Origin of the sequence: Actinoplanes sp. SE50/110 (genome assembly GCF_900119315.1) — a bacterium.
In the GTDB taxonomy this organism is placed as follows: Bacteria; Actinomycetota; Actinomycetes; order Mycobacteriales; family Micromonosporaceae; genus Actinoplanes.
The window spans coordinates 8449537-8468582 of record NZ_LT827010.1 but is presented as its reverse complement, the minus strand read 5'-3'; the positions used below and the strand labels follow the sequence as shown (position 1 = coordinate 8468582).

The 19046-nt window shown below is 72.2% G+C and carries 18 protein-coding genes; 4 read left to right on the top strand and 14 right to left on the bottom strand.

Annotated elements, in window-relative coordinates:
- Nucleotides 1-25: 25 nt before the first annotated feature.
- Genes ACSP50_RS37760 through ACSP50_RS37740 form a run of 5 tightly spaced genes read right to left on the bottom strand, consistent with a single transcriptional unit; the run spans nucleotide 26 to nucleotide 4838 of the window.
- Nucleotides 26-1288, bottom strand: coding sequence for an ABC transporter substrate-binding protein (locus ACSP50_RS37760; protein ID WP_014694603.1), 1263 nt, complete (start codon nucleotides 1286-1288; stop codon nucleotides 26-28).
- Nucleotides 1285-2295: a branched-chain amino acid ABC transporter permease gene (locus tag ACSP50_RS37755; protein ID WP_014694602.1), complete on the bottom strand. Its 1011-nt coding sequence runs from the start codon at nucleotides 2293-2295 to the stop codon at nucleotides 1285-1287. The genes ACSP50_RS37760 and ACSP50_RS37755 overlap by 4 nt, the downstream gene beginning before the upstream one ends.
- A complete protein-coding gene (locus ACSP50_RS37750) occupies nucleotides 2292-3170 on the bottom strand; it encodes a branched-chain amino acid ABC transporter permease (protein ID WP_014694601.1) in 879 nt (292 codons plus the stop codon). The genes ACSP50_RS37755 and ACSP50_RS37750 overlap by 4 nt, the downstream gene beginning before the upstream one ends.
- Before the next feature lies 1 nt (nucleotide 3171).
- On the bottom strand, nucleotides 3172-3927 hold the full coding sequence (locus tag ACSP50_RS37745) for an ABC transporter ATP-binding protein (protein ID WP_014694600.1): 756 nt from the start codon (nucleotides 3925-3927) through the stop codon (nucleotides 3172-3174).
- On the bottom strand, nucleotides 3924-4838 hold the full coding sequence (locus tag ACSP50_RS37740; protein ID WP_014694599.1) for an ABC transporter ATP-binding protein: 915 nt from the start codon (nucleotides 4836-4838) through the stop codon (nucleotides 3924-3926). The genes ACSP50_RS37745 and ACSP50_RS37740 overlap by 4 nt, the downstream gene beginning before the upstream one ends.
- 203 nt (nucleotides 4839-5041) lie before the next feature.
- On the opposite strand from ACSP50_RS37740, the gene ACSP50_RS44950 reads away from it, so the two are divergent.
- A complete protein-coding gene (locus ACSP50_RS44950) occupies nucleotides 5042-5965 on the top strand; it encodes a DUF4328 domain-containing protein (RefSeq protein WP_014694598.1) in 924 nt (307 codons plus the stop codon).
- Nucleotides 5966-5970: 5 nt separating this feature from the next.
- Here ACSP50_RS44950 and ACSP50_RS37730 read toward each other — a convergent pair whose 3' ends face one another.
- From ACSP50_RS37730 to ACSP50_RS37695, 8 genes are all read right to left on the bottom strand, one after another.
- Complete coding sequence (locus ACSP50_RS37730) at nucleotides 5971-6603, bottom strand: alpha-ketoglutarate-dependent dioxygenase AlkB (protein WP_043512963.1); 633 nt, start codon at nucleotides 6601-6603, stop codon at nucleotides 5971-5973.
- Between the two features lie 182 nt (nucleotides 6604-6785).
- On the bottom strand, nucleotides 6786-7355 hold the full coding sequence (locus ACSP50_RS37725) for a GNAT family N-acetyltransferase (RefSeq protein WP_014694596.1): 570 nt from the start codon (nucleotides 7353-7355) through the stop codon (nucleotides 6786-6788).
- 129 nt (nucleotides 7356-7484) lie between these two features.
- On the bottom strand, nucleotides 7485-8477 hold the full coding sequence (locus tag ACSP50_RS37720) for a succinate dehydrogenase/fumarate reductase iron-sulfur subunit (protein WP_014694595.1): 993 nt from the start codon (nucleotides 8475-8477) through the stop codon (nucleotides 7485-7487).
- Nucleotides 8474-10363 (bottom strand): fumarate reductase/succinate dehydrogenase flavoprotein subunit, encoded by a 1890-nt coding sequence (locus ACSP50_RS37715; RefSeq protein WP_014694594.1) that lies wholly within the window; start codon nucleotides 10361-10363, stop codon nucleotides 8474-8476. The genes ACSP50_RS37720 and ACSP50_RS37715 overlap by 4 nt, the downstream gene beginning before the upstream one ends.
- A 12-nt stretch (nucleotides 10364-10375) precedes the next feature.
- A complete protein-coding gene (locus ACSP50_RS37710; protein WP_014694593.1) occupies nucleotides 10376-11167 on the bottom strand; it encodes a hypothetical protein in 792 nt (263 codons plus the stop codon).
- A 202-nt stretch (nucleotides 11168-11369) separates the two neighbouring features.
- On the bottom strand, nucleotides 11370-12803 hold the full coding sequence (locus tag ACSP50_RS37705) for a TldD/PmbA family protein (RefSeq protein WP_014694592.1): 1434 nt from the start codon (nucleotides 12801-12803) through the stop codon (nucleotides 11370-11372).
- Nucleotides 12800-14227: a TldD/PmbA family protein gene (locus tag ACSP50_RS37700; RefSeq protein ID WP_014694591.1), complete on the bottom strand. Its 1428-nt coding sequence runs from the start codon at nucleotides 14225-14227 to the stop codon at nucleotides 12800-12802. Before ACSP50_RS37700 ends, ACSP50_RS37705 begins: the two co-directional genes overlap by 4 nt.
- A gap of 36 nt (nucleotides 14228-14263) precedes the next feature.
- Complete coding sequence (locus ACSP50_RS37695; protein ID WP_014694590.1) at nucleotides 14264-16078, bottom strand: prolyl oligopeptidase family serine peptidase; 1815 nt, start codon at nucleotides 16076-16078, stop codon at nucleotides 14264-14266.
- Between the two features lie 81 nt (nucleotides 16079-16159).
- On the opposite strand from ACSP50_RS37695, the gene mshB reads away from it, so the two are divergent.
- From mshB to ACSP50_RS37680, 3 genes are all read left to right on the top strand, one after another.
- Nucleotides 16160-17044 carry an N-acetyl-1-D-myo-inositol-2-amino-2-deoxy-alpha-D-glucopyranoside deacetylase gene (gene mshB / locus ACSP50_RS37690; RefSeq protein ID WP_014694589.1) on the top strand — a complete coding sequence of 295 codons (885 nt, stop codon included), beginning with the start codon at nucleotides 16160-16162 and terminating at the stop codon, nucleotides 17042-17044.
- Nucleotides 17041-17487, top strand: coding sequence for a hypothetical protein (locus tag ACSP50_RS37685; protein WP_014694588.1), 447 nt, complete (start codon nucleotides 17041-17043; stop codon nucleotides 17485-17487). The genes mshB and ACSP50_RS37685 overlap by 4 nt, the downstream gene beginning before the upstream one ends.
- 118 nt (nucleotides 17488-17605) lie before the next feature.
- Nucleotides 17606-18073 (top strand): hypothetical protein, encoded by a 468-nt coding sequence (locus ACSP50_RS37680; protein WP_014694587.1) that lies wholly within the window; start codon nucleotides 17606-17608, stop codon nucleotides 18071-18073.
- Nucleotide 18074: 1 nt separating this feature from the next.
- Here the strand turns inward: ACSP50_RS37680 and ACSP50_RS37675 are convergent, their stop codons facing one another.
- On the bottom strand, nucleotides 18075-19037 hold the full coding sequence (locus ACSP50_RS37675) for a GNAT family N-acetyltransferase (protein WP_014694586.1): 963 nt from the start codon (nucleotides 19035-19037) through the stop codon (nucleotides 18075-18077).
- Nucleotides 19038-19046 lie beyond the last annotated feature (9 nt).

Sequence of the window (19046 nt, the reverse complement as noted above, 5' to 3'; positions counted from 1 at the left end):
ATTTTCTGCACTCAGTGTGCGGATATTACGCCGCCGGGATCCCGTTCGGTGGCGGTGTCACGGTGAGAGGGGCCACCGGCTGCACCGCGCCGTCCGCGTCATCCGTGGTGTAGGCCTGCCCGAGGAACACCGCCTTGCCGCCTTCGATCCGGGTGAGCTGCTCTCCGCCGTATCCCGAGTGATCCTTGTCGGCGAAGCGCAGCGGGACCAGGCCCGGACCCTGGAAACCGTTCTTCGTGACCGCGGCGAGGATCCCGTCGCGGGTCAGATTCTTGCCGGCGGCCAGCAGCGACTGCACGAAGAGGTAGGCCGCGGCCATCCCGTACACGACGTTGTTGTCGAATTCCGCGTTGCCGTTGTACTGCGCGTTGACCTTCTTGAAGAGCTGGATCCACGGGCTGGCGTCATCGGTGTTGATCGGCAGGTAGTTGGCCGAGACCACGCCCTCCAGCAGCGGCGCGGCGGGGCCCAGCGCCTTGCCGACGGTGCCCGGGTCGGCGCCCACGTTGCTGACCACGAACTGCGGCTTGAAGCCGATCTTCGCGGCGGTGCCGACCGCCAGTGCGGTGAAGCCCGGGATGGTGGCCAGCACGACCACCTCGCAGCCGGCCTGCTTGAGCGCGCCCATCTGCGGGCCGACGTTCGGGTTGCTGGTCACGTACGTCTGCTTGGCGGCCACCGCGCCCAGGACCTTCTCGACGCCGGCCAGGCTGTCCCGGCCGAAGTCGTCGTCCTGACCCAGGAAGCAGACCTTCTTGCCGGCCAGGTTCTGCTTGACGTAGGTGCCGAGGATCTTGCCTTCGACGGTGTAGTCCGGGTTGAAGCCGAACGTGCCCGGATACTTGTCCGGCTGGTTCCAGCTGCGGCTGCCGCTGGCCACGAAGAGGTCCGGCACCCGGTTGGTCTTCAGGAAGTCCAGCACGCCGGAATGCGTCGGGGTGCCCAGGCCGCCCATGATCGCGAAGACCTTGTCCTGCAACACCAGTTCCCGCACCACCTGCTGGGTGGTCGCCGGGTTGTAGCCGTCGTCCTTGACCTTGTAGGTGATCTTCCGGCCGTTGACCCCGCCGGCCGCGTTCACGAAGTCGAAGTAGGCCTTGGAGGCGGGCGCGATCTTGGAGTAGCCGGCTGCCGCGGGGCCGGTCAGCGGCATGTGCGTGCCGATCACCACCTCCGAGTCGGTCACCCCGGGCACGGTGCCGCCGCCGCTGCCCGACCTGGTGGACGACCCGTCACAGGCCGTGGCGAACAAGAGGACGGCGAGGAACACCGCCGTGGTGCGTTTCATCGTTTCCTCCTGAATATCGTGGAAAATCGCAGGGATGCGAGGCCGCCCGGGGCGGCGAGCATGACGACGACGAGCACCACGCCGAAGATCACCAGGGCCAGGTTGCCCTCCAGATGCTGCGAGCCCGAGCTCTCGGCGGCGCTCTGCGCCAGCGCCGGCAGCAGGACCAGCAGCACCGCGCCGAGCAGCGCCCCGATCAGCCGCCCCAGCCCGCCGATCACGATGGCCATCACCAGGAACAGCGACAGGGTCAGCGGGAACGCGCCGGGGGAGACGCTCTGCGCGAGGTAGGCGAACAGGGCGCCGGACAGACCGGCGCAGGCGGCGCTCACCACAAAGGCGATCACCTGGGTACGGGCGATGTGCACCCCGGCGAGCCGCGCCGCGGTCTCGTCGTCCCGCACCGCCCGCAGATCCCGCCCGAACCGGCCGCGCACCAACGTCGCCAGCAGGGCAGCGGTCAACAGCGCGCCGGCCCAGCAGAGCCAGGCCTGCCACTGCTCCATCGGGATCACCTCCGGCGGCGGGTCGAGTGCCACCGGCAGGCCCTGATCGCTGTTGAACGTCGTGTCGAAGGTGCTGGTCACCGACGGGACCACGACGGCGACCGCCAGGGTGAGGCCGGCCAGGTACGGGCCGCGCAGGCGGGCGGCGGCCAGCCCGATCACCGTGCCGGCCAGGGTGGTGACCAGGACCGCGGCCAGGAAACTCAGGGGCAGGTGCAGCCACCTGTTCTGGGTGAGCGCGAACGTGTAGGCGCCGGTGGCCATCAGGGCGCCGTGTCCCAGCGACAGCTGACCGTTGAGTCCGGTGAGGACGGTCAGGCCGGCGGTCACCGTGAAGTACGCGCCGACGGTGGCCAGCTGGTAGTTGCGGAACGGCGGCAGGACGTAGGTGAGCGCCAGGATGATCAGGGCGCCGGTCACGGCGTACCCCAGCGGGGGTATGCGCCGGGTGACCCGGATGGGGGCGGTGGCGGTAGCCGGCTTCTCCCGCACGTCGGTCATGCCAGCCTCGCCTTCGCACTCGAGAACAGGCCGCCGGGACGGCCCAGCAGAACGACCACGAGCAGCAGCAACACCGCCATCGGGGCGACCGTCGCGCCCAGATATCCGCTGACGTAGGACAGCAGCAGGCCCACGATCAGGCCGCCGGTGACCGCGCCGATCGGGCTGTCCAGACCGCCGACCACGGCCGCGGTGAACGCCGAGACGAAGACGACGTCCATCGCGGTCGGGTGCAGCCCCAGCTCGGTCGGGACGACCAGCATCCCGGCCAGCGACCCGGCCGCCGCGGCCAGCGCCCAGCCCAGCGTCAACATGCCGCCGACCGGGACGCCGAGCAGCCGGGAGACGTCCGGGGCGAACGCGGCGGCCCGCATCCGTAGACCGACCGGGGTGCGGGTGAACAGGATCGTCAGCCCGGCCACCACGGCGCCGACCGCCACGAAGACGAACACGTCGTAGCGGCTGAGCAGGGCCACCCCGCCGACCTCGAACGCGTCCCGGCGAAACGGCGTCGGCACCGGGCGGAACTCGTTGCCGTAGAGCATGCCGAGCGCGCCCTGCACGATCAGGACCAGGCCGAGCGCGACCACCACCCCGTTGAGCGGCGACGCATGGTCGACGAAACGCATCACCGCCTTCTCCACCGCGACACCCAGCAGCAGGCCGAAAAGCAGCGCGGCGGCGAAACCCAGCCAGTAGGAGCCGGTCGCGTCCGTCACCGAATACGCCACGTAGACCGCGGCGACGGCCATCGCGCCCTGCGCGAAGTTGACGATCCGGGCGGCCCGCCAGATCAGCACCAGGGCCAGCGCGAACGCGGCGTAGACCGCGCCCCGGCTCAGCCCGTCGAATGTCAGGTAGATGAATCTGTCCACGTCAGAACCCCAGGTAGGCGTGTCGGAGGTCGGCGTCGTCCCGCAGCTCGGTGGCCCGGTTTCGGGTCGCCACCCGGCCCAGCGAGAGCACGATCCCCTCGTCGGCGATCGACAGGGCGCTGCGCACGTTCTGCTCGACCAGCAGCACCGCCAGTCCGGTCCGGTCCCGCAGATCCCGCAGCAGCGCCATGATCTGCGCGGTCACCTTCGGCGCCAGGCCCAGCGACGGCTCGTCGAGCAGCAGCAGCCGGGGCCGGCCGATCAGCGCCCGGCCCAGCGCCAGCATCTGCCGCTCCCCGCCGGACAGTTGATGCCCGGCGCTGGCACGCCGTTGGGCCAGCGCCGGGAAGAGGCCGTAGACCTCGTCCAGGGCGCGTGCCGCATCCGCGCGGTCGCGCCGCCACAACCCGCCCAGCCGCAGGTTCTCCTCGACGGTCAGCTCGGTGACCACACCACGGCCCTCCGGCACGTGCGCGATGCCGCGCCGGACCATCTGCTCCACCCGCACGCCGGCCAGGTCCTCGCCGTCGAAGACGACCGACCCGCGGTCCGCCCGGACCAGGCCGGACAACGTCCGCAGCAGCGTCGTCTTGCCCGCGCCGTTCGCCCCGAGCACGGCGACGATCTCTCCGGCCCGCACCCGCAGCCGCACGTCGTGCAGCACCGGCGCCGCGCCGTACCCCGCGGTCAGCCCGTCCACCCGCAGCAGCGTCCGCTGCTTCTGATACCGCTCGTCCAGCGTCCCGGCGGCGCTCACGCGGCGGCACCCAGATAGGCCTCGGTGACCCGCTCGTCCGCACTGATCTCGGCCGGCGAGCCGAGCGCGATCGGCTTGCCGAAGTCGAGCACCAGGATCTCGTCGCAGACCGACATGACCAGGTCCATGTGATGCTCGACCAGCAGCACCGTGGTCCCGACGTCCCGGATCAGCCCGGCCAGCCACTGGATCTCATCGGTGTCCAGACCGCCGGCCGGTTCGTCGAGCATCAGGATCCGCGGTCGGGCGGCGAGTGCCCGGGCCAGCTCGATCCGCTTGCGGATCGCGTAGGGCAGCGCCCCGGGAAGCTGATCCGCATACGGGGCCACCCCGCACCGCTCCAGCGCCGCGAACGCCTCCCGCACGGACCGCCGCTCCCACCCGCCGAAGCGCCCCCCGCGGCCGAGCCGGCCCCCCTCGCCCCCGCGCCCGCGATCCGGCTCCCGCATCAGCCGGCCCGATCCCCCCGTGTGCCCGGGATCCGGCTCCTGCGTGAGCCGGCCCGGTCCCTCCGCGCGCCCGCGGTCCGGGCCCTGCGTGAGCCGGCCCGGTCCCTCCGCGCGCCCGCGGTCCGGTCTCTCCGGGCGGTGGCCGCGCGCTCCGACCTGCACGTTTTCGAGCACGGTCAGGCCGCTGAACTGGCCCACCCCCTGCAGCGTCCGGGCGATGCCCAGCCGGTTGAGGTGGTGCGGCCGCGGCCGCCAGGCCCGCCCGTCCAACGCGAGGGCCCCGGCCGTCGGCGTGACGAACCCGCAGATGACGTTGAAGAGTGTGGTCTTCCCCGCCCCGTTCGGCCCGATCACCCCGACCACCCGCCCCGCCGGCACCCGCAGCGAGACGTCGTCGAGAGCGGTCAGCCCGCCGAAGCGCACGGTTATGTGGTCGAGCTCCAACTCGGCATGCGTCGACATGGCCACCTCATCCGGACCACAAAGGTCCACAATGGAAAGTGATGGTCAACTATTTACACTAGGAGTGTAACTTTATGATCGGGTTCGTCAACCAGTTGCAACATCTCCGTTACCGGATGCCACCCCGGCGTCCGTGATCAGCCCGAACTGATTGCCGGCGATCGCTACTCTGCAGGGAAGCCCGCCGATCCGTGAGGTGCCCGATGACGCAGCCGCCACCCCGCCCGGAGGATCGGGACCCGGCCACCCCGGCCTCGCCCCGCCCCACCCCACCGCCCACGGATCCGCTCACCGCGAACCTCATCCCGCCCGTCGACCCCTGGCCCGCCGCCGCCCCGCCCCAGGAGCCCTATCCGCCGGCCGCGCCTCTGGGCGGCTATCCGCCGGCATCAGCGCAGGGCGGCTACCCGCCGGCATCAGCGCAGGGCGGCTACCCGCCGGTCCCGCCCCAGGTGGCCCACCCGCAGGCCGCGCCCGGGGAGGCCCACCCGTCGGCGGCGTATCCGGCGGCGTATCAAGCGGCCCATCCGGCGGCGTCGCAGCCGGCCCATCCGCCGCCGCCCTACCGATACCCGGCGGCTTTCGGCGGTCCGGCGCAGGTCAAGTCACTGCGCGTGCCGGCGGTGATGGCCACCGTCGGCCTGATCCTGACGATTCTCTACATCGTCATCCTGTACACCGCGGACCCGGTCTCGATCACCCTCGGCGACGCCCCGCGGCTCGTCCTGTATGTCGGCATCTTCGCCACGGTGATCTACACCGTCGTCACGTTCCTGGTCTGGCTGCACCGCGCCTCGGCCAACCTTTGGAACACCGGCCACCAGCTCACATGGGGCCCCGGTTGGACGATCGGCGCCTGGTGCATCCCGATCGCCAACCTGATCATCCCAATGATGATCATCCGTGAGGTCGACCGTGAGTCCCGCGATCACGGCCCCGGTCTCTTCGCCGCCTACGCCGTCAGCTGGACCGTCAGCGTCCTGCTGGAACGCAGCTCACGCACGGCCTCCAGCGGCAACACGGTCCATGTCGTGGAAACCGTCGCGACCATCGCCGCCGCGATCACGGCCATCCTCCTCATCCGCCGGGTCACCGCCGACCAGGAGCAGAGGTTCCGGACTGTCTGACCCCATCACGCCACCCCTCGTGGCCGAAACTGCACACTGATCCGGGGGCCCACCGGCCGAGCCGTCTTCGGAATCGCGTGCTCCCAGGTCCGCTGGCAGGACCCGCCCATCACGATCAGATCGCCGTGCCCGAGCGGGAACCGCAACGTCTCCCGCTCGCCGGCCCGCGGCCGCAGCACCAGATTTCGCGGCGAACCCACCGACACGATCGCCACCATCGTGTCCTCGGTCGCCGACCGCCCGATGGTGTCCCCGTGCCAGGCCACACTGTCCCGCCCGTCCCGGTAGAGGCACATCCCGGCGGTCACGAACTCCTCCCCGAGCTCGGTCGCATAGTGGGCGTTCAGTGCCGCCCGGGCGGCGGCCAGCGCCGGATGCGGCAGCGGCTCACCCGCGCCGAACCAGCGCAGCAGCCGAGGGACGTCGACGACATCGTCATACATCCGGCGGCGCTCGGCCCGCCAGTCGATGCCCAGCAGCGTCTCGAACACCGCGTCCGACCCGTGCAGCCACCCGGGCAGCACGTCGACCCACGCCCCGGCGCTGAGACGATGCCGGACCGCCCCGCTCAGCGGCTCCAGCGACGGCTCCGCCGACCCCATCAGATCGAGCATCGAAGGCTGATATGCGCTGCTCATGCCGCCATGTTAGTACTGACGTTCGATCGCCTGTCAGGCCCTGTGGACAACTTCGCCGCTACACCGGCACAGCCGCTGACAGGACGGTTCAGCCCTGTCGGCCCCGACCCCCGCTGGTCATCGCGCGGGACACGGGCCCGCAGGTCGCGAGAGGCCGGCTCGTCGGACCGGCGATCCGTCGCTCAGTCGGTGGCGAGGCGAGCATGCTGGTGCATGTCGTGCCAACCGTCGGCGTGCCGCGCCTCGGACCGCTTGATCCCCTCGGCCGGATAGCCGGCCTGCTCGGCGACCCGGCAGGAGGCGGCGTTGGCCGTCGAGTGGTTCAGCTCCAGTCGATGCAGCCCCAGGCCACCGAAGGCCCAGTCGGTCAACGCGTGCAAAGCCCGCGGTGCGATGCGGCGCCCCCGGAACGCCGGCAGCACCCAGTAGGAGATGTGCGCCGTTGCCTCGGCTAGATCGATCCGTCGCAGCCCGATCTGACCGGCCACCCGATCGTCGTCGACGATCGCCCAGCTTGCCCCGGTTTCTGCCTGCCAGCGTCCGGCCCATCCGGCGATCCACGCCTCCGCCTCAGCCGGGGTCATGGAGTCGCAGTGCCACCGTTGGATCGCCGGATCCGCATACGCCGTGACCACGGAGTCCCGATCGGCCTCCCGCCAGACCCGCAACGCCACCCCGTCCCCGCCGATCATCGGCTGGTCCCGTTCGGACATCGAGCCGGCGGGCAGTGCGGGTGTGACAAGCGACGGCATGCACCGACTCTATGCGGTACCTCCCACCGCACATCCTCACGATGGCGGGCAGAGCGGCCCGCGGGAGGCGCCGCCCGGGCCGGGCGGCGCGGCCGGGTCGCGGGATGTCGCGGCCCCGCGGCGTACCCCCTAATCGGGTTTTGCCGGGTCTTCCTCCGGATGGTGGTAGGTGACCCGCTCCAGCGGCAGCGGAAACGTCATGTCCTCGCCGAACGGGGAGAGCCCGCCCTGCAGCGGCGCCGCGAGTTCGGCGATCTCCAGGCGTCCGTCGACGCCGACCGGCGGGCCCTCGGGGAGGCGCTGGCCGGACGGGGTCTCGGCGGTGGCCGGGGCGCGGCGCGGTGCGGGCAGGGGTGATCCGGCGGTGGCCTCCAGCTGGTCGCGGCGGAAGATTCTGCGGCCGAGGCGGACCAGCGGGTCGTAGCGGCGGTCCACGACTCGCTCCTTCATCGGGATGATGGCGTTGTCGGTGATCTTGATGTGTTCCGGGCAGACCTCGGTGCAGCACTTGGTGATGTTGCAGAAGCCCAGGCCCTGGCTCTGCTGCGCATACTGCTTACGGTCGGTGCGGTCGTCCAGTGGATGCATGTCCAGTTCGGCGGCGCGGATGAAGAACCGGGGGCCGGAGAAGGCCTCCTTGTTCTCCTCGTGGTCGCGGACCACGTGGCAGGTGTTCTGGCAGAGGTAGCACTCGATGCACTTGCGGAATTCCTGGCTGCGTTCCACGTCGATCTGCTGCATCCGGTACTGCCCGGGGGCGACGCCGGCCGGTGGGGCGAACGCCGGGGTCTCGCGCGCTTTCGCGTAGTTGAACGAGACGTCGGTGACCAGGTCCCGGATCACCGGGAAGGTCCGCAGCGGGGTGACCGTGATCATCTCGTCGGCGGTGAAGGTGGACATCCGGGTCATGCAGCCCAGTCGCGGCATGCCGTTGATCTCCATCGAGCAGGAGCCGCACTTGCCGGCCTTGCAGTTCCACCGGCAGGCCAGGTCGGGCGCCTGGGTGGCCTGCAGCCGGTGGATGATGTCGAGCACCACCTCGCCGTCGTTCACCTCGACGTCGAAGTCCTCCAGGTCGCCGCCGGACGAGTCGCCCCGCCAGACGCGGAAGTGTCGGTTCACTCGTCCCCCAGCTCCTCGTCGGTCATGTATTTGGCGAGCTCACTGCGCTCGAACAGGTCCCGCAGCTCGGGGCGCATGGTGGGCACCGGCTTGCGTTCCAGGTGCACCTCGCCGGCCTCGTCGAGCGAGCAGACCAGGTTGATCCGGCGCCACTGCGCGCTCATCTGCGGGTGGTCCTCGCGGGTGTGGCCGCCGCGCGACTCCTCGCGTTCCAGTGCCGCCTTGGCCGTGCACTCCGAGACGATGAGCATGTTGCGCAGGTCGAGGGCCAGGTGCCAGCCGGGGTTGTAGTGCCGCCCGCCGCCTCCCGCGCCCACGTTCGCCACCCGGGCGCGCAGCTCGTGCAGGCGTTTGAGCGCCTCGGTCAGCTCGCCCTCGCGGCGGATGATGCCGACCAGGTCACCCATCACCGCCTGCAGGTCCTGCTGCAGTCGGTACGGGTTCTCCCCGTCGGTGCGGACCAGCGGGGCGAGCGCCACCTCGGTGGCTGCGGCCACGTCGACCCGGGCCGGCCGGGGCCGCTTGGCCAGCGTGTCCACATAGGCCGCCGCGTGCTCACCGGCGCGTTTGCCGAAGACCAGCAGGTCGGAGAGGGAGTTGCCGCCGAGCCGGTTGGAGCCGTGCATGCCGCCGGACACCTCGCCGGCCGCGAACAGCCCGAGCACGGTGCCGGCCGCGGCCCCGGTGTCCGGGTCCACCTCGACCCCGCCCATCACGTAGTGGCAGGTCGGCCCGACCTCCATCGGCTCCTTGGTGATGTCGACGTCGGCCAGCTCCTTGAACTGGTGGTGCATCGACGGCAACCGCTTGATGATCTGCTCGGCCGGCAGCCGGGTGGAGACGTCCAGGAAGACACCGCCGGCCGGGCTGCCGCGGCCCGCCTTGACCTCGCTGTTGATCGCCCGGGCGACCTCGTCGCGGGGCAGCAGCTCGGGTGGCCGGCGGTTGTTGTCCGGGTCGTCGTACCACCGGTCGGCCTCGTCCTCGGTCTCCGCGTACTGCTTGCGGAAGACGTCGGGGACGTAGTCGAACATGAACCGCTTGCCCTCGGAGTTGCGCAGCACCCCGCCGTCGCCGCGGACCGACTCGGTGACCAGGATGCCTTTCACGCTCGGCGGCCACACCATGCCGGTCGGGTGGAACTGCAGAAACTCCATGTTGATCAGGGTGGCGCCGGCCCGCAGGGCGAGGGCGTGGCCGTCGCCGGTGTACTCCCAGGAGTTCGAGGTGACCTTGTAGCTGCGGCCGACACCGCCGGTGGCGAGCACCACCGCGGGCGCCTCGAACAGCAGCAGATCGCCGGAGTCGCGGTAGTAGCCGAACGCGCCGGCGACCCGGTCGCCGTCGAGCAGCAGCTCGGTGATCGTGGTCTCCTGGAACACCCGGATCCGGGAGTCGTAGCTGCCGGTCTCGGCGAAGTCCTCCTGCTGCAGGGAGACGATCTTCTGTTGCAGGGTGCGGATCAGCTCCAGGCCGGTGCGGTCGCCGACGTGGGCGAGCCGGGGATACTCGTGACCGCCGAAGTTGCGCTGCGAGATCCTGCCGTCCTTGGTGCGATCGAAGAGCGCGCCGTACGTCTCCAGCTCCCAGATCCGCTCCGGCGCCTCCTTGGCGTGCAGCTCGGCCATCCGGAAGTTGTTCAGGAACTTGCCGCCGCGCATGGTGTCCCGGAAGTGCACCATCCAGTTGTCCCGGCTGTTCACGTTGCCCATCGCGGCCGCGGCGCCGCCCTCGGCCATCACCGTGTGCGCCTTGCCGAACAGCGACTTGGAGATGATCGCGGTCCGCTTGCCGGCCAGCCGGGCCTCGATCGCGGCGCGCAGGCCGGCACCGCCGGCGCCGATCACCACGACGTCGTACAGATGGCGTTCGGGGGTGGTGGTCATCGTCGACGCCTCCTAGCCGATCAGCCGCAGGTCGGAGAACCAGCCGGCGGAGACCGCCATGATGTAGAAATCGGTCACCGCCAGGGTGCCGAGGGTGATCCAGGCGAGCTGCATGTGCCGGGCGTTGAGCTTGGACACGGTCGTCCACAGTCGATAGCGCACCGGGTGTCTGGAGAAGTGCTTGAGCCGGCCGCCGACGATGTGCCGGCAGGAATGGCAGGAGGCGGTGTACGCCCAGAGCATGATCACGTTGACCCAGAGGACCAGATTGCCCAGGCCGAGGCCGGTGGTCTGGGCCCGGATCGCGTCCCAGGTGTTGATGATCGAGATCAGGAACGCGGCGTAGAACGCGTACCGGTGCGCGTTCTGGAAGACCAGCGGGAACCGGGTCTCGCCGGAGTACGTCTTGTGCCCGTCCGGCACCGCGCAGGCCGGCGGTGACATCCAGAAGGCGCGGTAGTACGCCTTCCGGTAGTAGTAGCAGGTGAGCCGGAAGAGCAGCAGGAACGGCAGGGTGAGGGCCGCCTCCGGGATCAGCCAGAAGCTCGGCAGGGGAGTGCCGAACTCGGCCGCGGCCCCGCACCGGTCGGTCAGGCAGGGGGAGTAGAACGGGGTCAGGTAGTGATACTCGTCGACGTAGAACCAGCGGTGCAGGAAGACCCGGACCGTCGCATACGCCACCCAGGCGGTCAGCCCGAGGAACGTGACCAGTGGCGCCAGCCACCAGCGGTCGGTCCGAAGTGTCCGGGCCGTGATCGCCGCGCGTGCGCGCCCGCCGCCCGGCCTCGCTGCCGTCGTCGTCATGCATCCCCCTGCCGGTGCCGCGTCAGCTGCGCGGGCCGTCCGGAAGCGGACACACGGGTGCCCGCCGTCAGCCGTCCTCGCGCGACGGTGATGTGGAGCACACGTTACGCCGAAGGTCCGACACTTTGCGGACCGGGGATGCCAAGTGGGTCACAAAAACATCATCCCGGTCCGCAAAGACGGTCACCGATGGGTTACTGGATCATCCCGACGCGTTGCCGGTGACGTTCCACGACGCCAGGTGCAGGGCCGGCGACGCATACCGCGCGTCACCCCAGGAGGTGGGCAACAGCACCGACTCGGCGCCGATGCCCAGCACCCGGCCCGGCCCCAGCGCCTGCGGGTAGGACTGGGTGAAGCGCAGGTTGCTCACCGGGCGGGTGATCTCGCCGTCCTCCACCAGCCACACGCCGTTGCGGGTCAGGCCGGTCACCACCAGCGTTTTCGGGTCCAGTACCCGGGTGTACCACAGGTCGGTGACCAGCAGGCCGCGACGCATCCGGGCGACCAGCGGGCGGGCCGACACGGCCACCTGCGGGGGACCGTCCGGTGTGCCGCCGCCCCCGGGCAGCGCCGCCTCCAGCCGCAGGTGCGCCGGGAACGGCCCCCACGACCGGGAGGTCCCCGACGCGTGCCCGGTCGACTCGGCGCCGGCCTCGGCCGCGGACGTCCGGTCGTGGGCCACCGCCAGGGTGATCCCCTCGCGGACCAGCACCACCGAGCGGGCCGGGGTGCCCTCGTCGTCGAAGGGCAGGCCGGGGGCCGGCTCGCCGCGGCTGCCCAGCGGGTCGTCCACGATGGTCACCGAGGGGTCGAACTGCTCGGCGCCGAACTCGGCGAACGACTGCCGCTGCGCATACGACTTCCCGTTGAACCCGAAGACCGCCAGATTCTCCAGCAGGTCGGCGGTGGCGGTGGGCTCCAGCACCACCTCGTACTGCCCGGGCGGGAGCTCGGCCGGCTCGGCGAGCGCGCGGGCCTTGGCCGTGGCCCGGGCGCCGAGCGCCGCGCCGTCCAGATCACTCAGCCGGGCGGCCGCCAGCCGGGCGACGCCGTCGGCCCCGTTGTTGCGCGCGATGCCGTCCATCGCCGCCTCCGCGGTGCGCCCCTCGACCGCCTGCCCGGCGGTGTTGGCGAACGCGGCCGACACGTACTGCGTGCGGCAGAAGCCGGCCGTCTCCAGCCCGCCGGCCGCGTCGACGAAGGCCCGCACCCGCTCGGCCCGTTCCGCCGGGGTGGCCCGGGCGGTCGCCTCGTCGAAGCCGAACTCCAGCCCGGAGTGCTCCCCGGAGCCCGGGTGGCCGGCCGAGATGTGCAGCGCCGCGGGCCGGGTCAGCCCGGCCCAGCCCGGGTCGGGCGGGGTCACCCGGGCCGCCGCCACGGTCCGCTCGACCAGCGCCCGCAACCCGTCCGCGCCGGTCAGGGTGGTCGAGCCGGACGCCGTCCGGCCGTCCAGGTGCAGCCGCAGGCGCACCCCGGTGGTGGTCTCGGCCACGTTCTGGTGGATCGCCGAGTTGGCGAACCGGGTCAGCGCCAGGGCGTGGTGCCGGACGTTGACCTCGGCCTCGGCCGACCGGCCGGCGAGCTCCCGGACCAGCTCGACGACCTTGGCGGCGATCTGCAACTCCGAACTCATCCGCGCACCCCCACCCGCACGTTGGTGAACCGGGCCGGCGCCGCCGGGTGTCCGGTGTGCCCGATCTGGCCGGGCTGGCCCTTGCCGCAGTTCGGCGTGCCCCAGGCGACGATCTCGGAGGACAGCATGTCCATCGACTGCCAGAACCGGGGGCCGATCCCGGTGTAGGTCGGGTTGCGCAGCATCCGACCCCGCCGCCCGTTCTTGATCTCGTAGCCGATCTCGCAGCCGAACTGGAAGTTCAGTCGGCGGTCGTCGATCGACCAGGACCGGTTGACGTCCATGAACACGCCGTCGTCGGTGGCCGCGATGATCTCGTCGAGGGTGTGCGGGCCGGGCTCCAGGCCGACGTTGGTCATCCGGACCATCGGCAGCCGGGCCCAGCCGTCGGAGCGGACACTGCCGGCGTAGTCCAGCCCGGCGACCGCCGCCGAGTCGCGCCCGGCGAGCACGCCGACCCAGACGCCGTCGCGGACCGCGTGCCGTTTGACCGCCGGGGTGCCCTCGTCGTCGAAGCCGAAACTGCCCAGCGAGCCCGGGAAGGTGGGGTCGATGGTGATGTTCATCAGGTCCGATCCGTACCGCAGCTCGCCGAGCCGGCTCAGATCCAGCCAGCTGGTGCCGGCGAAGGCGGCCTCCCAGCCGAGGATCCGGTCCAGCTCGATGGCGTGCCCCACCGACTCGTGGATCTGCAGGGCGAGCTGCGAGCCGCCGAGGATCAGGGTGGTCTCGCCGGCCGGGCAGAGCGGGGCGGTGAGCAGCTCGCGGGCCTCCTGGGCCAGCCGCGGCGCGTTGCCCGCCAGATCCAGCTCCTCGATCAGCTCCCAGCCGCGCGTGCCGTACTGCCCGGGCAGCGAGCGGCGCTGGACCTCGCCGTCGCCGATGGCGTGCGCGGTCACCCCGCCGCCGCACTCGCGGATGTGCTGGTCGATACGGTGGCCCTCGCTGGAGACGAACCACTTGCGGGTGTCCCAGATCGCGTAGTTCGCCTGGGCCTGGTCGGCGCCCGCCGCCTTGGCCGCGGCGGTGGCCCGGACCAGCAGGTCGCCCTTGTCGGCCAGCGGCACCGACAGCGGGTCGATCCGGCAGTCGCTGGCCCAGCTCGCGGTGACCGCGGCGGCCGGCATCAGCTCGACCGGCGGGCCGGCCACCCGGGCGCTGGCCGCGGCGATCTGCGCGGCCCGGCGGCCGGCCGCGCGGGCGGCCGCCTCGGAGAGATCGGGAACGGCGGAGAAGCCCCAACTCGAGCCGACCAGGGCACGCACGCCCAGGCCGGCGTTCTCGTCGGAGGAGAGGTCCTCGACGGCGCCGTTGCGGGCCGTCATCGACTCGGTGCGGCAGACCATGACACGGGCGTCCGCATAGCGGGCGCCGGCGTCGAGCGCGGCTTGCACCGCCGCGCCCGCCTCATCGAAGTGGCTCATGCCCCCGACCCTAGGCCGCGGGTGCGACAAAACCGGTCAGGTGCCCAGTTCCCGCTGGATCCAGGCGAGTTCGTCGGCCAGCCCGAGGCCGGCGTCGGCCACCAGCACCGCACCGGCCCCGGCCATCTCGTCGCGCAGGTCGTGGTGCCGGTAGACGTGCGCCGCGTCGTTCGGGTCGCCCAGATACCGCTCGGCGATCGGCCGGGGCGCCGCCGTCCAGTCCAGCACCGGCTCCCGGGCCGCCGCGCAGCGGACCGTCCCGGGCAGGCGCAGCGCGGCCAGCAGCGCCACCCACCCGCCCAGCCGGTGCCCGCGGGCCGCGACCCGGGTCAGGTCCAGGTCGGGATGTTTGCCGGTGAGCGCGCCCAGCCCGTCGGCCAGGTCGGCGAGGATCAGGTCGGCCAGCCGCCGGTGGATCGCCTTCTCGAAGCTGGGGGCCACCCCCGGCGTCCCCCGGTAGTCGATGCTGACCACGGCGAAGCCGGCGTCGGCCCACCACTGCCGTTCCTGCCAGGCGGCCGCCTCGGCGCGCACCTGCTGCTCGCCCGGCCCGGCGCCCAGGTCGAGCAGGACCGGCAGGCTGCCGCCGACGAAACCGCCCGGATAGAGCACGGCCGTCGGCAGCCGCCGGTCGGTGACCCGTTCGAGGACCGGCTCCGGGTGGTAGGGCAGCTCGGCGGCGAGCGACCGCAGGGTCCCGGCCGGGGTCGTCCCCTGCCACACCCGGCCGCCGGCGACCAGCACGTCCCCGCCGGTGACCACCTCGCCGCCGGCCGGGGCCAGCCGGGTCACCTCCGGTCCGCCGCCGCCCACCGAGGTGCGCACCCGGAACACCTCGCGGACCGCGGGGTCGCCCAGACTGCCCTCGACGATCAGGTCCGGCGCGCCGGCCGGGCCGTCCGGGCGGGGCAGGGTACCGGCCACCCGGCGGACGTACAGGCCGGGCGGGGTGAGCAGGCTGCCGTCGGCGAACAGGCAGCGCGCGTCGAAGCCGTCGTGCGCCAGTTCGCCGCCGACCAGCACCCGGCCGTCCGGCAGGTGCCGGGGCGTGCCCGGGATCGGCTCCACCCAGCGGGCGTCGGCGAGTTCGGCGTGCACCTGGGTCTCCCCGGTGCGCGGGTCGACCGAGAGCACCAGGCCGTGCTGCTGCATCCGGCGCAGCACGGTGATCAGCGGGCCGCCGCCGGCCCAGCGGACCTGGGCCAGGTGCGGGTAGGTCTCCCGGTCCCAGTGCACGTCCACCCAGCCGTCGTCCAGGTCGAGCAGGTGCAGGCTGGTCCCGCCGGCGGTGCGCACGGCCAGCACCTGGCGGCCGTCCGGCGACCACCACCAGCCCCGGGTCCGGCCGAACTGGGGCGCGCCGGCCCCGGCCACCCCCCAGGCGATGCTGCCGCCGTGCTCGCGCCACGCGAAGCCCTGCTCCCCGGCGAGCAGCCGGTCGCCGTCCGGGCCGGTGACCCGCAGCGTGGCCGACCCCAGCGGATCGGTGACGTAGCCGATCCGCACGCCCTGCGGGTCGGGCCGCGGGTCGTACACCGCCTCGGTGGTCTGCAGCGCGGTCACCGCGCCGGTCGTCAGGTCGGCGCGGTAGAGCCGGCCGCCGCGGGCGAAGGCCGCCACCCGGGCGTCGCGATCGATCGCGTACGCGTCGATCGGCCCCGGCGCCACCAGCCGTTCCGTGGTGTCGGCCAGGTCCAGCGCCCAGAGCGCGGCCGCCGGATCCGCGGGGCCGGGCGAGCGCAGGAAGACGATCCGCGCCCCGTCGGCGCCGACCGTGACGGCGTGCGGGGCGCCGTGGCGGAAGCCACCGGTGCGCCCGGCGAGTCCGGGGTAGTCCACGCCCCTCAGCATCGCTGATCAAGGCGGGCTCGCGCCGGTGAACGGTGGGCTCGCCGGGCGAACCTGTCGGTGGTCGCGCGTACAGTATCGGCCGTGATCGCACGTGATTCGCTGCCCGCGCGCCGCCTGCTGCTGGTGCACGCCCACCCCGACGACGAGGTGATCGGGACCGGCGCCACCATGGCCCACTACGCCTCCACCGGTGCCCACGTGACGCTGGTGACCTGCACCCTCGGCGAGGAGGGCGAGATCCACGTCCCGGAGCTGGCCCAACTGGCCGCCGGTCAGGCCGACCAGCTCGGCGGTTGGCGCCTGGTCGAGTGGGAGCGGGCCTGCGACGCGCTCGGTGTCGCCGACCGCCGGATGCTCGGCGGCCCCGGGCGGTATCGGGACTCCGGGATGATGGGTCTGGCGACCAACGGTCATCCGCGCGCGTTCTGGGGCGCCGACCTGGACGAGGCCGCGGCGCACCTGGTCGAGGTGATGCGGGAGATCCGGCCCCAGGTCATGATCACTTATGACGAGAACGGCTTCTACGGTCACCCCGACCACATCCAGGCGCACCGGGTCGCGATGCGCGCCGCCGAGCTGGCCGGCGCCGACGGCCCGGCGAAGATCTACTGGACGGCCCAGCCGCTGAGCGTGCTGCGCGACGGCATGGAGGCGTTCCGCGAGTCGGAGAGCAATCCGTTCGCCGACGTGGACAGTGTCGAGGATCTGCCGTTCGGCACGCCGGACGAGGAGATCGCCGCCCGGATCGACGGCACCGAGCACTACGCCCGCAAGACCGCCGCGATGCGCGCCCACGCCACCCAGATCCCGGACAACTCCTGGCTGTACGGGATGGCCGGCGACTTCGGCGGCGAGTTCATGGGTGTGGAGTACTACACGCTGGTCAAGGGCGAGCGGGGCCCGGGCGGGGGCCCGCACAGGTGGGAGAGCGACCTGTTCGCCGGCCTCGACGTGGCCGGCGAATGACGCTCCGGGTCACCGGCGTCGTCGTCTCGGTCGCCGCCACCCTGGTCGTCACCGTGATCGAGCTGGTGCTCAGCGTGCTCCGGGTCGGTGGGGTGACCGGGCTGTTCCACGGCGAGTTCGACGTGTGGACCGGCACCGGCCAGCTGATCGGGCTCGCCATCCCGGTCACCGTCGCGGCCAACCTGGCGCTGGCCTGGTTCGCCGTCACCACGGTCGAGCGGCCCTGGGCGATCGGCGTGCCGTGGGCGCTGTGGACACTGCTGGTGCTCGGCGCGGCCGGCACCCGGACCGCCGAGGGCGACTATCTGCTCGGCGGGGACAACTGGGTGGCACTGGTGATGATCCTGGCCGGCAGTCTGGCGTTCGCGGTCTACGCGTACCGGATGATCATGAAGCCGGTGAAGGAGCCGGTGCGGCCGGAGAGCGAACCGACTGACAGCTGACTCACAGCTCTCGTTGCGGATCGCGCCGCGCGCCATCCGCGAAGATGGCCGGAGATCGAGCACCGCGGGTTCGCCCGGCGCTACGATCCCGGCCACGGTTCGTTTTCCAGGAGGACTCATGAGGCAGCAGCGCTGGTTCCGGATCACGGTGCTGGCGATCGCCCTGTTCGCGATCAACGCGGTGACCCGGCTCGTCGTCCGGTTCGGCGCCGACGGCACGGACACCGCGCAGAACCGCGGCTCGATCGTGATGTTCGCGGCGCTCGCGGTCCTGCTGGGCGGCCTGGTCTTCGTCTGGTGCCAGCGCCGGCGGCCGAGCGACTGGCTGCCCGACGTCGGCTTCGGCGCGCTGGCCGGCATGCTCCTCACCGTCCTGCTCGGCCCGTTCCTGAGCGGCAGTGAGCCGTTCGCCAACGGCGGCGGCGACTTCTTCGCCCAGATCTGGCTCTACAGCGGCTGCGCGATCGCCGGCGCGGTGGTCGGCTACTGGGTCGCCGTGACCCTGGCCAGGGACTACCGCTCCCGCTCCCTGCAGGCGTACAGCCGGCAGCGCACGGTCAAGCCGCGCCGGGTCGTCCGCCGCTGACTCAGGCGGCCGGCGCCTCCCGGGTCAGATAGGTGTGATGGGTGCTGAAGCCGAGCCGGCCGTACAACGCCACCGCGGCCGTGTTCCGCTCCTCCACCTGCAGGTACGCCCGGGTCGCGCCGCGCTGCACGGCCCACTGGGCGAGCCCGCGCACCACGTGCCGCCCCAGGCCCCGCCGGCGGGCGGCCGGCGCCGTCTGCACCAGCGACACGCCGAGCCAGCGCTCCGGTCCGGTGACCGCGCCCCGGGCCACCGCGAGCAGTTCCCCGTCGGCGTCCCGGACGTGGGCGAAGACCCGGTCCGGCACGCCGTTGAGGATCCGCAGCGCGGCCTCGGGCAACCGGCCCTTGTGCTCGGCCACCATCGCGTACCAGTCGTCGCCGGCCGAGTCGGCCAGCCCGACCGGCGGCAGGCCGTCCCCCGCCGGGGCGGCCAGGATGGGCGCCAGCGCCGCGGTCTGCACCAGGGTCAGCGGCCGGCTGCCCCAGCCGCGTTCGTCCAGCATCGCGGTGACCGGGGCGGCCAGCGGCAACGGCGTGTTGATCAGCGGGCGCTGGCCGCGGTCGGAGTACCACTGCTCGACCGCGTCGATCGCGGCCTCCAGCGGCCGGTCCGGGTCGCCGACGGCGAGCGCCGAGTTGGCCCGGCCGGTCCAGTTGTCCGCCGCGCGCAGCAGCCAGTTGCCCAGCCGGCCGCGGACCGGTGCCGGCCACGCCGCGTCGGCGGCGAGTTCCAGGGCGATCACCGCGGCGGCGTGCGGCCGACGGGCCGGCGGCACCCGCTTGGCCCGGTGTACTTCGCGCAGCGGGACGCGCAGGGTTCCCTTGTCGGTGGCGAGTGTGATCTCGGTCTCGGTCAGGTCGACGAGCTCACCCAGCGCATCCGTGTACAGCGGCCGATCCCCGGATACGCCTACAATGCGCCGTACCACCACCCGGTGTCCCACATCCTGCTGTCGGAGCACGTGTTACCT

Coding starts and splice junctions, on each gene's coding strand:
- ACSP50_RS37685 (WP_014694588.1), top strand. CDS start 17,041: ATGACGCTCCGGGTCACCGGCGTCGTCGTCTCGGTCGCCGCCACCCTG.
- ACSP50_RS44950 (WP_014694598.1), top strand. CDS start 5,042: ATGACGCAGCCGCCACCCCGCCCGGAGGATCGGGACCCGGCCACCCCG.
- ACSP50_RS37740 (WP_014694599.1), bottom strand. CDS start 4,838: ATGTCGACGCATGCCGAGTTGGAGCTCGACCACATAACCGTGCGCTTC.
- ACSP50_RS37680 (WP_014694587.1), top strand. CDS start 17,606: ATGAGGCAGCAGCGCTGGTTCCGGATCACGGTGCTGGCGATCGCCCTG.
- ACSP50_RS37705 (WP_014694592.1), bottom strand. CDS start 12,803: ATGAGTTCGGAGTTGCAGATCGCCGCCAAGGTCGTCGAGCTGGTCCGG.
- ACSP50_RS37700 (WP_014694591.1), bottom strand. CDS start 14,227: ATGAGCCACTTCGATGAGGCGGGCGCGGCGGTGCAAGCCGCGCTCGAC.
- ACSP50_RS37710 (WP_014694593.1), bottom strand. CDS start 11,167: ATGACGACGACGGCAGCGAGGCCGGGCGGCGGGCGCGCACGCGCGGCG.
- ACSP50_RS37755 (WP_014694602.1), bottom strand. CDS start 2,295: ATGACCGACGTGCGGGAGAAGCCGGCTACCGCCACCGCCCCCATCCGG.
- ACSP50_RS37730 (WP_043512963.1), bottom strand. CDS start 6,603: ATGAGCAGCGCATATCAGCCTTCGATGCTCGATCTGATGGGGTCGGCG.
- ACSP50_RS37725 (WP_014694596.1), bottom strand. CDS start 7,355: ATGCCGTCGCTTGTCACACCCGCACTGCCCGCCGGCTCGATGTCCGAA.
- ACSP50_RS37715 (WP_014694594.1), bottom strand. CDS start 10,363: ATGACCACCACCCCCGAACGCCATCTGTACGACGTCGTGGTGATCGGC.
- ACSP50_RS37760 (WP_014694603.1), bottom strand. CDS start 1,288: ATGAAACGCACCACGGCGGTGTTCCTCGCCGTCCTCTTGTTCGCCACG.
- ACSP50_RS37695 (WP_014694590.1), bottom strand. CDS start 16,078: ATGCTGAGGGGCGTGGACTACCCCGGACTCGCCGGGCGCACCGGTGGC.